A 13,217-nucleotide genomic window follows, 5' to 3' on the forward strand; every position below is an offset into this window, starting at 1 on the left:
AATCGGCAGGTAGCCGGCACGACCCATCTTAACAGACACTAACCGCAGGAGAAAAACATGAGCAAGAAGAATAAATTGTTTCATCTCACTGAAATGGAATCCGTGCACCAGGACAATACCCCTCATCTCTCGGCCAATCTGAACCGCAGGCAGTATCATGGCGAAGAGCGGGCCGATCCCGGCTTTCTGGGCTATCTTACGGAAGGATACGCGCTCTATGCGGCTGCCTTCTATCCGCCATTGCTTCATACGATGGAGGCGGCGCGGCGCAGCGAGGTCGATCTGTTCCGGCAGGCGGCGAATGAGGGGCATGGCGGCAACGCCGAGGAAGCTGGCGAACGAGAAGATGCCTTCGTCTTGCCGGAGGATGCCGACGCCCGAGCGGCATCGGTTCAGCAGGATTCCGTCACCTGGCGCGCATTGCGCTGGTGTGGGTCGCTGCTGCTTGCACCGGTTCGGTTCATTCAACGTGAACGGGAAATTGCGCGCTCGATCGCAATTCTGTCCTCCATGGATGACCGCGGATTGCGGGACATCGGCATGTCCCGTTCGGAGATAGATCATATGGTCCGCTACGGTCGAGGCGAGTGAGCGGCATGGCAATGATTCATCATGCCGGGATTCATCATGCCGGGATTCATCATGCCGGCAACGAGGCGGCCGGTCGGCATTTGGCCGACCGGCCCCAGCCCCGCCCGAGGTAGTCGCAATTTTGCATTGGAGAAAGCCCTGCGGATGGGTCATCACGCCGCTTTGCCTGCTTTTCATCTGGTTGACGATCGACGGTGCCGCGGCTCCACCAGAGCCAGTCTTGACCCACGAGATGCAAGACGAGCCGATCACACCTGTGACCACCGGCGAAGCGCAACCTTTGGCACGTGTGAGGCTGGGTGCCAGCTTGTTCCAAGACAAGCGTTTGTCGCGGCATGGTACGCATAGCTGTTCGACTTGCCACGATCTTGCAACGAACGGCGCCAGCGCGGTCGCGCGTGACATCGGGGCAGACGGTAAGCCGCTGCCTCTCAACACGCCTACCATATTCAATGCCGTGCTCAGTTTTCGCCTCAATTGGGAAGGCCAGTTCCGCACGCTGGAGGAACAGGCGGCGGCGTCGTTGCGCAACCCGAACATTATGGATTCCTCGCCGGGGGCTGCGGCCATCAAGCTGATGGCGGATCATCGCATGGTCGCCCGTTTCAGGGAGGTCTACGGCCACGGGCCGGATGCGGATAGTCTGCTCGACGCGCTGGCCAGTTTCGAACGTACGCTGGTGACGCCGAACAGCCGTTTCGACCGCTGGCTGAACGGTGATCCGGCGGCGTTGTCGCCGGCCGAAGCAGGCGGCTACAAGCTGTTTAAATCGCTGGGCTGTGTTTCCTGCCATCAGGGCCGGAATATTGGCGGCAATTTGTTCTCGCGCCACGGCCTGTTCAAGCCGCTGGCATCGCCCAATCCGGTTCTGTTACGGGTTCCCAGCCTGCGCAATGTCGCCATCACGGCGCCTTACTTCCATGACGGCAGCGCGGCAAGTCTGGAGATTGCCATCCAGCGCATGGCTGCGTCGCAGTTGAATATCGGCATCAGCGCCGGGGAGGTAGCGTCCATCGCGGCCTTTCTGCGCAGTCTCACTGGCGATATTTCTTTCCAATCCGCACCGCGTGTTCCATGAACATCGCCCGAATAATGACCTTGAGTGTGCTACTGCTGGCATTGCTGACCTGGCTGGCGCTTTCCGGCACCAATGCCGATACCGACCGAACCCGTTTCGCCGTCAGTGAACTCGACCGTTTTACCGCCACGGAGAGTGCGTTGCATCGCGATGTGCTCCTGGCGCGTTCCGGCATGCTGCGGAACTATGATACCCTGGTATCGGAAATCACCACGCTCTATGCCATAGTTGATCATCTCAGCGCTCTCGGGCCCATGGATCCTGTCTATCGCGCGGAGCTGTTGCAACTGCGTGAAATGGTGCATCAGCAGGAAACGTTGACCGAATATTTCAAAAGCCGGAACGCCGTCCTGCGTAATTCCCTGGCTTATTTCAATGTCTTTGCTGCCCGGTTCAGAGAAGTGGATGCGAACCCCAGGAACGCACATGTCATCGGCGGTGTCGCCACGGCACTGCTGAGGCTGACGATCGATATGTCTGCGGAGGCTCTCGGTGAACTCGATCGCCGGCTGGACAAGTTGCGAGCCCTGAATGTGGCCCCGGCCGACGGCAGCGACGTAGCGGCGGCGCTGGCGCACGCATTGATGCTGCGCAATCTGTTGCCGGCGACGAACGATCACCTGCAGGCAATCTTTGCCGTACCGACTGGAGCGCAGGTGATGCAGATGCGCGGCTTCCTCAGTTCCTATGTTGAAGCCAGCGAAAGCAAGGCCAATGTCTACAGGTATCTTCTTTACGGTATCTCGCTGGTCCTGGTGGGGTTGATCGCGTTTCTGGCCCACCGGCTACAGGTCAAAGCCATGGCGGCCCAGCGCGCGGCGCAGATCGAGCATGTCATCGCCACCATTTCCACGCGCCTCATCAATGTGCCGCTGGAGAGTATCGATCTCGAAATCGAGCGTGCGCTGGAGGAACTGGCGCAGACGATCGGCGCCGACCGGGCGTATTTCGTCCTTGCCAATCCACAGCGGATCTATCGCTGGCGCCGGATGGGAGTGAGGTATCCGGCGCAATGGCCCGATCGGGCCATGACTCTGGCGGCGCGGTTGCGATCAGGCGGTTGCACTGAAATCCTGGTGAGAAACCGCAATGTCCAGACCCTTCGGCGAAACAATGCAGTACGCGATCTCTGCAGCTGGCTGTGCATCCCGCGTCTCGCCGACGGCCATATCGATGGCCTGCTGGCTTTCGATTCGGTGGATGGCGACTTCCTGCTGGCATCGACGGATTTCAGCCTGTTCCGCATGGCGCGCGACGCCTTCACGCACGCCGTCGAGCGTGATGCGCTGGCACAAGAAGTGCAGCGGCTGGAACAGATCATGCAGCAGGCGAGGCGGATGGAGACCATCGGCGCGCTGGCCAGTGGCATCGCACACAATTTCAACAATATCGTGGGGGCGATCCTGGGCTATACCGAGATCGCCACGAGTTATCTGGAAAGCGGGCGCGAACCTACGGAGACCCTGGCCGAAATCCGGCGCGCCGGCGAACGCGCGCGTGACTTGGTGCATCAGATACTGACTTTCGGCAGAGGCATGGTGGGCGAGACGCGCGATGTCGATCTCATCACTTTGCTGGAAGAAACCGTCTCGCTGCTCGGCGCGGCCTCATCCTGCCGGTTTGTCTCAGAAATCAAGGTGGAGCGGGATGATATTGTCGTCTCCGGTCTCGCCGAGCAATTGCAGCAGGTCATCCTCAATGTCTGCAACAATGCGGCCCAGGCGATGGAGAATACCGGCGAGGTACGCATCGAAGTCGACCTGCGCAAGGTAGAGGTGCCGATACAGCTTTCCCATGCGACCTGCTGTCCCGGCAGCTATGCAGTGATCGCCGTCATCGATTCCGGGCGCGGTATCGACGCGGCGGCGCTGAAGCATATTTTCGATCCATTCTTCACGACCCGGGCGGAGGGCAATGGCCTGGGCCTCGCGACAGTCCTTGAGATCGTGCGCGGCCATGCCGGCGGACTCAATGTCCGCAGTTCACCGGGCAAGGGCACGCATTTCGAAATCTGGCTGCCATGCCATCCGTCGGCGCACGATTCTTCAAGAAAGCAATTGCATGTTCCGTCGCCGCGGGGGAGTGGAGAGAGTATTCTGCTGTTCGATCCGAACCGCACGCGGCTGCTGCACAATGAGGAGATCGTGGCGGCTCTCGGCTTTGAACCGATCGGCTTTTCCGAGCCCGGCGCGGCCTATGGCGCCTGCCTGGGCGATCCCGCACGGTTTGATGCGCTGATCCTCTGCCATCAGCATGGCGCCAACACCGCCCTTGATCTGGCCTGCGAGTTGAAGCGACTGCCGGGTATGGGGCCGATCGTCTTCGCCACACCCTCCAGCAGCGATTATGCCGCGCGGGTGCTGGCCGCGGCGGGCATCTCCGAGATCGTCCACAGTCCGCTGAACTCGGCTGAATTGTCGACCGTGCTCGCGCGCTGCCTCGATCACGCGCGGCATCCCAAGGGACTTCTCACGGCGGCGGGCACTTGAGCAAGGCGGTGTAACCGTCTCAATGGCAGGATCGCCCATTGCGGAATTGCCGGGAAATCGCCTAGATATCGGCGCCACCATGGGACGGAATCCGGCGCCAGATGACCGATCGTGACGAGCTTGGAACCTGGGATTATGTGATCGTCGGAGCGGGGTCGGCGGGCTGTGTGCTGGCCAACCGCCTCAGCGCCAATGGCCGCGATCGGGTGCTGCTGCTCGAAGCGGGCGGTTCCGACAATTACCACTGGATCCATATTCCCGTCGGTTATCTCTATTGCATGGGCAATCCGCGCACGGATTGGGGATTCACCACCCGGGCGGAGCCGGGATTGAACGGCCGGGTGCTGGCCTATCCGCGCGGCCGGGTGCTGGGGGGCTGTTCGTCGATCAACGGCATGATCTATATGCGCGGCCAGGCGGCGGATTATGACAATTGGCGGCAGGCGGGCAATCCAGGCTGGGGCTGGGAGGATGTGCTGCCGCTGTTTCGGAAATCGGAAGACCATCACGGCCTGGATGGCCCGTATCATGGCCAGGGCGGAGAACTTCGAGTCGAGCGGCAGCGCCTGCATTGGCCGATCCTCGATGCGGTACGCGAGGCGGCACTGGAACTCGGCGTTCCCAAGGTCGAGGATTTCAACAGCGGCGACAATGAGGGTTCGTCCTATTTCGAGGTCAATCAGAAGGGCGGCTTCCGCTTCAACGCGGCGCGGGCCTTTCTGCGGCCGGTGCGGCACCGGCCGAATCTGAAAATCGTCACTGGCGCCCAGGCCGAGCGCATCCGCTTTGCCGGGAAACGCGCCACGAGCCTTGCCCTGCGGCTCAATGGCCGGCCGGCCGAGGTCGCGATCGGCAAGGAACTGATCCTCTCGGCGGGGTCGATCGGGTCGCCGCAATTGCTGCAGGTCTCGGGTGTGGGTTCCACCGGGTTGCTGCGGGAACTGGACGTCCCGATTGTCCATGAACTGCCCGGCGTCGGTGAAAATCTGCAGGACCATCTGCAGCTTCGCACCATCTTCCGCATATCGGGCGCGCGAACGCTCAACGAATGGCAGGCGCGCTGGCACGGGAAAGCGCAGATCGCCCTGCAATATGCGCTGTGGCGGAAGGGACCGATGTCGATGGCGCCGAGCCAGCTTGGCATCTTCATGCGCTCCGATGCGCGTTTCGCCACCCCCAACATCGAGTTCCATGTGCAACCCCTGAGTCTCGACCGGTTCGGCACGCCCTTGCATGACTATCCCGCGATCACGGTTTCGGTCTGCAATCTGCGGCCGGAGGCGCGCGGGCATGTACGGATCCAATCGCCCGATCCTTTCGCGCCACCCGAGATCGCACCCAATTATCTCTCGACCGAGGAAGACCGGCGCGTGGCGGTGGAATCGATCGCGGCGGCCCGGCGCCTGATGGCGACCAGGCGCATGCAGGAATTCCGGCCGCTTGAGACGAAGCCAGGTGCCGAGATCGTCTCGCCCGAAGATCTCGCTCGCGCGGCTGGAGATATCGCCACCACCATTTTCCATCCGGTCGGCACGGCCAAGATGGGTACGGATCCGATGGCGGTGGTCGATCCCACGCTCAAGGTGCATGGCCTTGGCGGTCTCAGGGTCGTGGATGCCTCGATCATGCCCAACATCGTCTCGGGCAATACCCACGCCCCGGCGGTAATGATCGGCGAGATGGCGGCGAAATTCATCGCCGCCGGTCAATAGGCCGCACCAGAGCCATTTTTCTGTCGCTGCAAATGTCACGGCCCGCCGGTGGAACGATGCCGGCTGAGCGCGTTTGGACAGGAACGGCGCAGGCGTGAAACCCCTTTTCGGGGGATGCTTGCGCCGGTGCAATGTCGCAAAAGGAGCAGGATATGAAAAGACAGCTTTGGCTGAGCGCAGCTATGGCGGCGCTGTTGGTGAGTGCCGCCCCGGTGGCAATCGCACAGGAAGCAACGCCGGAAACGCCGGCTTTGGGGCAGCCGCGGGCAGTCGATGCCTCGACCATTGTCGGGGAAAACCTCTATGACGTGAATGGCGCGGATATCGGCGATATCGATGCGGTACTCGTCAATGCCAACGGCGAAGTGCAATCCGTGGTGGTCGATGTAAGTGGGTGGCTTGAAAGCGAGAAGCTGCTCAACCTCGCCTGGTCGGATTTGGCACAGGGCCCCGACGGGCAGATCGTCGCCACTAATCTGACCAAGGAGCAGGCTGAGGCCGCCGAGGGCTATGCCTATCGCGAAGGGCAGCGTGGGGGTCAGGTTCTGACCGAGAATGGCGAGCCCTATACCGGCACGGTGGCCGGCGCGGCGACCACGCCGGCGCGAGGTGGCGATACGATCATGAACGGCGACGGTACGGTCAATACCAGCAACATCATCGGGGCCGCGGTGGAGAGCGGGAGCGGCGACAAGATCGGCGAGGTCAACGAAATCGTTCTCCAGTCGGACGGCAAGGTCCAGGGTGTGGTTGTCGATGTCGGCGGTTTGCTGGGCGTGGGCGCCCATTCGGTGCTGCTGGATTGGCAGGATATCGAGCTTGCGCAGCGCGAAGGCAAGGAAGTCCTGATGATCAACGCGACCGAAGAAACGCTGAAAGGCATGCCGGAATACGATCCGCAGGCGGCCAACTGATCACAACGTCCTCGATCAGTCAGCTAGCCGTGGTGGGCCGGGCCGCTTCCCCGTAAGGGCGGCCCGGCTATCCCTGCCTCAGAACAAACCCACCCTCCCCAGCAGCGAAGGACGTGCCGACATGGCCAAGAAGCCAGCCACAGCCAAGCCAGGAAAAGCCAGCAACAACCTATCCATACCTCTCAAGAATGGTGGCGGCGGCGAGACCCATCAGACAGCCATGGCGCCGGACAACCGGTTGACGACCAACCAGGGCACGGTCGTTTCGGACAATCAGAATTCCCTGCGCGCCGGCACGCGTGGTCCGACCCTGCTGGAAGATTTTATCCTGCGGGAAAAGATCACGCATTTCGACCACGAGCGAATCCCGGAGCGGATCGTGCATGCGCGTGGTTCCGGCGCCCATGGCTATTTCCAGCCCTATAAATCCATGGCTTCCCTCACCAAGGCTGCGTTCCTGGCCGACCCCAAGGAACGGACGCGGGTGTTCGTGCGCTTCTCGACCGTTGCCGGGGGTGCCGGATCGGTGGATACGGCGCGCGACGTACGTGGCTTTGCGGTCAAGTTCTATACCAGCGAGGGAAATTTCGACCTCGTCGGCAACAATATCCCGGTCTTCTTCATTCAGGACGCGATGAAGTTTCCAGACCTTGTTCATTCCGTGAAAATGGAACCGGATCGCGGGTTTCCCCAGGCCGCCTCGGCTCATGACACGTTCTGGGATTTCGTCACGCTGATGCCGGAAAGCATGAACATGCTGATGTGGGTGATGTCGGACCGCGCCATCCCACGCTCCTATCGCATGATGGAGGGTTTCGGTGTCCATACCTTCCGCATGATCAACGCGAAGGGCCAGGCAAAATTCGTCAAATTCCATTGGCGCCCGGTCGTCGGCTCGGCCTCTCTGGTCTGGGACGAGGCCGTCAAGCTGGCCGGGGCCGATTACGATTTTCACCGGCGCGACCTCTGGGAAGCGATCGACAGCGGAAATTTCCCGGAATTCGAACTGGGGCTCCAGATCTTCGATGAAAAATTCGCCAATACCTTCGATTTCGACGTCCTCGACCCGACCAAGTTCATCCCCGAAGAACTGGTCCCGGTGCAGATGGTCGGGCGCATGGTGCTCGACCGGAATCCCGACAATTTCTTTGCCGAGACGGAACAGGTTGCGTTCCACCCGGGCCATATCGTGCCGGGCATCGATTTCACCAACGATCCACTGTTGCAGGGTCGGTTGCATTCCTATCTCGATACCCAGCTCAGCCGGCTGGGTGGGCCGAATTTCCATGAGATCCCGATCAATCGGCCGGTCTGCCCGTTCCGCAATCTGCAGCGGGACGGTCATATGCAGATGATGGTGCCGACAGGCCAGGTCAATTACGAGCCCAACAGCATCGCACCGGATTCACCCCGGGAATGCCACAGCACCGGCTTTGCGAGTCATGTGGCACCCTTTCCCGACGAGCCGGCTTTGCGTGTGCGTGAGCGCAGCGATTCCTTCGGTGACCATTACAGCCAGGCCCGGCAATTCTTCCAATCGATGACGGTGCCCGAACAGCGGCATATCGTCAGCGCCTTTGCCTTCGAACTGGGCAAGGTGGCGCGGCCCGCCATCCGGACCCGCATGCTGGGCCATCTCCGGATCATCGATCCGGCCTTGGAGGCGGGCGTGGCAGCTGCGCTCGGCATGCAGGGAGAAGCCATCCGCATCGAGCCGTTTAAAGCACCGATCAATCTGAAACCCTCGCCGGCATTGAGCATCATCGGCAAGGCGCAGCCCAGCCTCGACGGTCGCAAACTGGCCGCCCTCGTCACACAAGGCAGCGACGGCGCGTTGTTGGAGCGCCTGCGAAAGGCGATTGCCAAGGAAGGTGCCCGGCTGGTTCTGATCGCCCCGACAATCAGCGGCATCATGGACGACAAGGGCAAGGAACTTCCGATCACGGATGCATTGGACGCGGCGCCATCCGTGCTGTTCGATGCCGTGATCATGGCGGCATCCGCGGCGGGGGCCGAAGCCCTGATGAAGAAGCCCGCGGCCGTCAACTGGCTGCGCGATGCCTTCGCCCATTGCAAGGCGATCGGATACCGGAAGGAACTGGCCTGGATCTGGGAAAAAGCCAGCCTTGCTGCTGCCGACGGGGGCATTGCCGCGATCGATGATGCCAGAGGCCTTGCCACATTCATCGAGGCAGCAAAGCAGCATAGAATATGGGCACGCGAGGCCCAATTACAGCCAGCGAAGCCTCGGTAGAGCCTCCCCAGGCTTCTAACGTCAGCGCGCTTTGCCGGGTAATGCGTTCTGAATCGTCGCTGGTATATCGGTCAGCACCTGGACCAATGACTTCCGTTCGCATTCCTCACTGGGCAGTGAGGCGCCGATGTCAACCCACAGGAGCCGGTTCTCGGCGCCGTAGTGATGGGTTGGGATGAAGGATTTCGGCTCGTCGAACGCGCCGACATAGAGTCCGATCTCGGCATCGTCATCGTATTTCATATAGAGAGGCGAGCCACAGGCCCCACAGAAGCCGCGTACCGCCTTGTTGGAGGAGCGGAATTCGCTGGCAGGCGCACCGAACCAAGTAACCTTGGCGGTGTCGCACCAGGCCAGCACGGCAAAAGCGCTGCCGGTCGCCCGCCGGCACATGCTGCAGTGACAATAGTGGACGTCGCGCGGCAGGGAATCGATGGCGAATGAAACCTCGCCGCAACTGCATCGGCCATGCAACATGATGATCTTCCTTATATGTTCAGAGAGGCACGCGCAGGCTAGCGTCCGGCCATCCGGAAAACCGGCGCCGCGCATTGCGATGCCATTGCCGCGAGATGGGCGGTGGAGAGCGTGGAGTTTTCCCTGCTGATGGCAGCGCGGTACGCGCTCCAATTGGCCTCGGTCTGGCGGGCGAGAAAACGGTCGGCGGCTTCAAGCAAATCGGGCGAGGCCCGATCGATGGTCTTGTTCACCAGACAGGCTTGCGCTTGCGTCGGGAGGTGCTGATAGGCGCGGTCGCCGGAGGCCAGGCTGAGCCGGATGTCGCGCTCGAATAACTGCTCGCGGGATTTGATCCGATCTAAACCGCTGGCGGTGACAAACTCGTCTGCCTGCTCCATCACACAGGAAGTGCATAGAGCATAAATTAACATCACCGCCGCCCGCTTCATCACCGTCACCCTTGCTGATCACCACCCGGTGCGGCCACAACCGGCGAAGCTGGCGACGGTTCCGAACTGCACAGAGATGTCACGCGCGGGATGCTGTGGTTAGCTCCGACGGCGCTTGCGGGTGGCGGCAGCTTTCTTGGCCGAGGCTTTGCGGGCCGCCTTGGGACGGGCGGCTGAAGCTGCGCCGCCCTTGCGTCCACCTTTCCGCGCCGGTGCCTTGTTGACCTTCTTGCCGACGCCGGACCCGCCCGGTTTCTTGCCGCCGCCGGTCATTTTGTTGACCGTGGCCCAGGCGCGTGCCTCGGCTTCGTCTTCGGTAACGCCGCGTTCCTCGTAGCCTTTTTCGATGTGCTCCGCCTGGCGTTTCTGCTTGTCAGTGTATTTTGCCTTGCTGCCGCGGCCAGCGGGCGCCGCGGCTTTCTTTCGTGCCGGCATGATGCCCTCCAGATGCTGTCGTCATCTGTGGGCATAAGCCGGCAGAAGGCGGTTGGTTCCGTCGCCCGCGGGTCTTTTAGATTTTACTGGAGATTTGACGACGCACGTCATCGGCCAGCGGGTGGAGCCGGTCAGGCGTCAAGGGTCCGACCAGAGAATAGCCGATGCCGGCATCGGCCCAGGTGAAACCGGCGATTGCGCCGTCGATATGTTCAGCCATCGGCGTGTCGCGTTCCGCCGCCATGGGACGGGAGAGGATGACGAGGCGGGTGCCGCGATCATCGTCATACATGAAAAGGATGGCGGCACCGTGGGTTGTGGCCACCAACCGTCCCCCCATAAAGCGGTAACCGGCGGCAGCGAGATCGGGCACCGTCACCGGGTGGCCGAGCCGCTCCGAGGCCCAGGCAACCAGGGATGCCCTATCATCGGCGCGGATCTCGACCGGCCGGATATGATCGGGTGCATAGACAGCGTAGCTTGCCGCCGCCTCCTGGGCCAGCGCGGCAATACCGACCGGCACCCTTTCCATCCAGCCATGGAGTGACCAGCCTGTGGCGCCACTTCCGAGCAGGAGCAGAACGGCCGCCGCCGCCCGCCAGGTCGATACGCGCATGCTCCGTCGCGTGGATGCCATACGAGCGACGTTGAGCTCCGGCGGCACCGGCTCCTCGGCGATCGGGGCGAAGGCCGCGCGCAGGGCCCCGCGCTGGGCGCGGTAATCCTCGACCCGTTCCGCCACGTCGGGATGGGTTGCGAGATATTCCGCGATCTCGGCCTGGCGCGAAGGTGCCAGCGCCAGATCGACGAAGGCATGGAGATCATCCTCGGTGATCGGACGGTTGCTCATTTCACTCTCCGGAGATGCGGATGCGCTTGTTCGCCCCGCATGTGCTGGCGCAGGCGCTCGCGGCCGCGTGCCAGGCGCGACATGATTGTGCCGATGGGAACGCCCAGGACGGCCGCCGCTTCGGCATAGGTGAGATCCTCGACGGCGATCAGCAGCAGCACGCTGCGCTGATCGTCGGGCAAGGCGGCAAGGGCCAGCAATACGTCATTGTGCCGAATGCCGTCTTCTTGACGAGGCGGTTGGGCGAGAACGGAATCGTCGGCATCCTCGATCGCAGTGGTCGGCCCGCGCCGTTTCACCTGGCGCATCTTGTTGAGAGCGAGATTGTGCAGGATGGCAAAGAGCCAGGCCCGGACCGACCCTTCCGCACGCCGCTGGTGCCAGCGGCCGATCGCACGTTCCAGGCAATCCTGAACGAGATCATCGGCCGCGGCGCGGTCCCGCAGCAAAGCGCGCGCATAGCGCCGCAAGGCGGGAATTTGCGGTTCGAGGAGGGTGACCATATCCGTCATGACAGCGATGAGCTTACCCCCCTTGTGCGTCGGTTTGTACCTGAACCGGCGCACCGATGGCGTCGATCTTGCCCGGCGCGATGACGAGGTAGCGCCGGGCCGGCGTTGCATCGCCTGTGACGATCTGGCGGATCGGGCCTACCGCATTGACGATGGCGGCACCGGCGGGGTTGGTCATGAAGGCGGCGAGCGGCTCGAGGTCGCCACTGCCGTCGGGCTTGGCGGCAAGGGCGAGGACATGAGGTTGTTTCGGGGTGAGGCCGGTGACCGAGGCCTGAAGGATCTGCGTCAGGCCCTGGTCGAACAGCGAGACACTGGTGGTGGCCGGCATCCCTGCCCTTGGGGCGAGTGCGAGATGCGTGACAATCCCGGCGGACCCTAGAGGCTGCAGGTTCTGGAGGCCATCGCCTTCCGGAACTGCATTGGCCACATAGGCGATGGCCTGTGGTGCCTGGCCTACGGGAATATTGGCGACGACCTGGTTCGTTCCGGTGTCGATGGCGGCCAGCGCATCGGCATTTTCCAATCCGACATAGATCCGCGTACCGTCGCCAGACGGCCAGATGCCGTGAGGCAATTTGCCGACCGGGATGGTGGCGATTTCGGAAAAGTCCCTGGTGCGGAAGACCTTGACCAGGTTGAGGCCGCCCACGGTGACATAGGCGAAGGTCTCGCCGTCGCGGCGGATGAAATTGACGTGATTGGTGATCGGCCCGGTATCGAAGGAGGTGAGCACGTTGAAGGGTGGCCGGGCGTTGAACACCATGGTGCGGCCGATATCCTTCAGTGTCAGCCAGACCTGATCGCCATCGGGGCTCGCGGCGATGTTGGGACAGAACGGACTTTCCTGTTTGACGCTGCCGATTATGGCGTGATCGGCCACGGAAATCACCACGGTTTCCGGATTGAAGGAGGAGCAGACATAGCCGTATTTGCCGTCCGGCGAGAAGATCTGCATGCCGGGGCCGGCGGGTACCTTGATGCGCGTTTTCTCGGCATAGGTGGCGGCATCGAGGACGGCGATATAATCCTCACCGCGGATCGTGACCCAGAGCTCGCGGCCATCGGGCGTGAAGAAGGCTTCGTGGGGCGCACGGCCGAGATAGCTGGTATGCTTGACGGCATTGGTGGCGGTGTCGATGAGGGTCACCGAATTGGACCCGATCGAGACGATTGCAAGTGTCTTGCCGTCGGGCGAGAAACCCATGCCGTGCACGAGAACCTGGCCGCGATAGAGCGGGCTCATATTGCCGGGTTGCGGATCGCCGAGGCGGATGAGGCCGAGCAATTTGTTGTCGACCGGATCGGTGACGCTTACCGTATTGGAGAATTGTTCGGCGGCATAGACGCGGTCTTTGTGGCTGATCGCAATGTCGGGCGTTTCCGTGGCTTTGGGGGCCTGACCGGCGAGAGCGGGCAGGGCGAGAACAACACCCGACAACAACGTGGTCGCGAGAAGAATGGCGCGCATGAT

The 13,217-nt window shown here is 62.1% G+C and carries 12 protein-coding genes; 6 read left to right on the forward strand and 6 right to left on the reverse strand.

Translation table 11 applies throughout. The annotated features are described in order from the left end of the window. Positions 1–57: 57 nt before the first annotated feature. The 6 genes from ACE3PR_RS01255 (at position 58) to ACE3PR_RS01280 (ending at position 9,038) form a co-directional block, all read left to right on the forward strand. Positions 58–591, forward strand: coding sequence for a DUF1127 domain-containing protein (locus tag ACE3PR_RS01255; RefSeq protein WP_374367256.1), 534 nt, complete (start codon positions 58–60; stop codon positions 589–591). Positions 592–811: 220 nt separating this feature from the next. Further along, on the forward strand, positions 812–1,669 hold the full coding sequence (locus ACE3PR_RS01260; RefSeq protein ID WP_374367259.1) for a cytochrome-c peroxidase: 858 nt from the start codon (positions 812–814) through the stop codon (positions 1,667–1,669). Positions 1,670–1,695: 26 nt separating this feature from the next. Then, entirely contained in the window at positions 1,696–4,158 is a 2,463-nt protein-coding gene (locus tag ACE3PR_RS01265; protein ID WP_374368065.1) for a two-component system VirA-like sensor kinase, read from the forward strand. A gap of 101 nt (positions 4,159–4,259) precedes the next feature. After that, a complete protein-coding gene (locus tag ACE3PR_RS01270; RefSeq protein ID WP_374367262.1) occupies positions 4,260–5,870 on the forward strand; it encodes a GMC family oxidoreductase in 1,611 nt (536 codons plus the stop codon). Between the two features lie 152 nt (positions 5,871–6,022). After that, the gene (locus tag ACE3PR_RS01275; protein WP_374367265.1) at positions 6,023–6,784 is read left to right on the forward strand and encodes a PRC-barrel domain-containing protein; all 762 of its coding nucleotides are present in this window, start codon (positions 6,023–6,025) and stop codon (positions 6,782–6,784) included. 121 nt (positions 6,785–6,905) lie between these two features. Beyond that, on the forward strand, positions 6,906–9,038 hold the full coding sequence (locus ACE3PR_RS01280; protein ID WP_374367268.1) for a catalase: 2,133 nt from the start codon (positions 6,906–6,908) through the stop codon (positions 9,036–9,038). A gap of 21 nt (positions 9,039–9,059) precedes the next feature. Here the strand turns inward: ACE3PR_RS01280 and ACE3PR_RS01285 are convergent, their stop codons facing one another. The 6 genes from ACE3PR_RS01285 to ACE3PR_RS01310 all read right to left on the reverse strand — a co-directional run bounded on the left by ACE3PR_RS01285 (position 9,060) and on the right by ACE3PR_RS01310 (position 13,214). Further along, on the reverse strand, positions 9,060–9,515 hold the full coding sequence (locus tag ACE3PR_RS01285; RefSeq protein ID WP_374367271.1) for a GFA family protein: 456 nt from the start codon (positions 9,513–9,515) through the stop codon (positions 9,060–9,062). 38 nt (positions 9,516–9,553) lie between these two features. Beyond that, entirely contained in the window at positions 9,554–9,946 is a 393-nt protein-coding gene (locus ACE3PR_RS01290; protein ID WP_374367274.1) for a hypothetical protein, read from the reverse strand. Positions 9,947–10,045: 99 nt separating this feature from the next. Continuing rightward, a complete protein-coding gene (locus tag ACE3PR_RS01295; protein ID WP_374367276.1) occupies positions 10,046–10,381 on the reverse strand; it encodes a plasmid stabilization protein in 336 nt (111 codons plus the stop codon). Between the two features lie 76 nt (positions 10,382–10,457). Continuing rightward, a complete protein-coding gene (locus ACE3PR_RS01300) occupies positions 10,458–11,231 on the reverse strand; it encodes an anti-sigma factor (protein ID WP_374367278.1) in 774 nt (257 codons plus the stop codon). Next, positions 11,228–11,743 (reverse strand): sigma-70 family RNA polymerase sigma factor, encoded by a 516-nt coding sequence (locus ACE3PR_RS01305; protein ID WP_374367280.1) that lies wholly within the window; start codon positions 11,741–11,743, stop codon positions 11,228–11,230. The genes ACE3PR_RS01300 and ACE3PR_RS01305 overlap by 4 nt, the downstream gene beginning before the upstream one ends. Before the next feature lie 13 nt (positions 11,744–11,756). Continuing rightward, complete coding sequence (locus ACE3PR_RS01310) at positions 11,757–13,214, reverse strand: YncE family protein (RefSeq protein ID WP_374367283.1); 1,458 nt, start codon at positions 13,212–13,214, stop codon at positions 11,757–11,759. Positions 13,215–13,217 lie beyond the last annotated feature (3 nt).

This window comes from Dongia sp. (assembly GCF_041909655.1).
GTDB lineage: Bacteria > Pseudomonadota > Alphaproteobacteria > Dongiales > Dongiaceae > Dongia.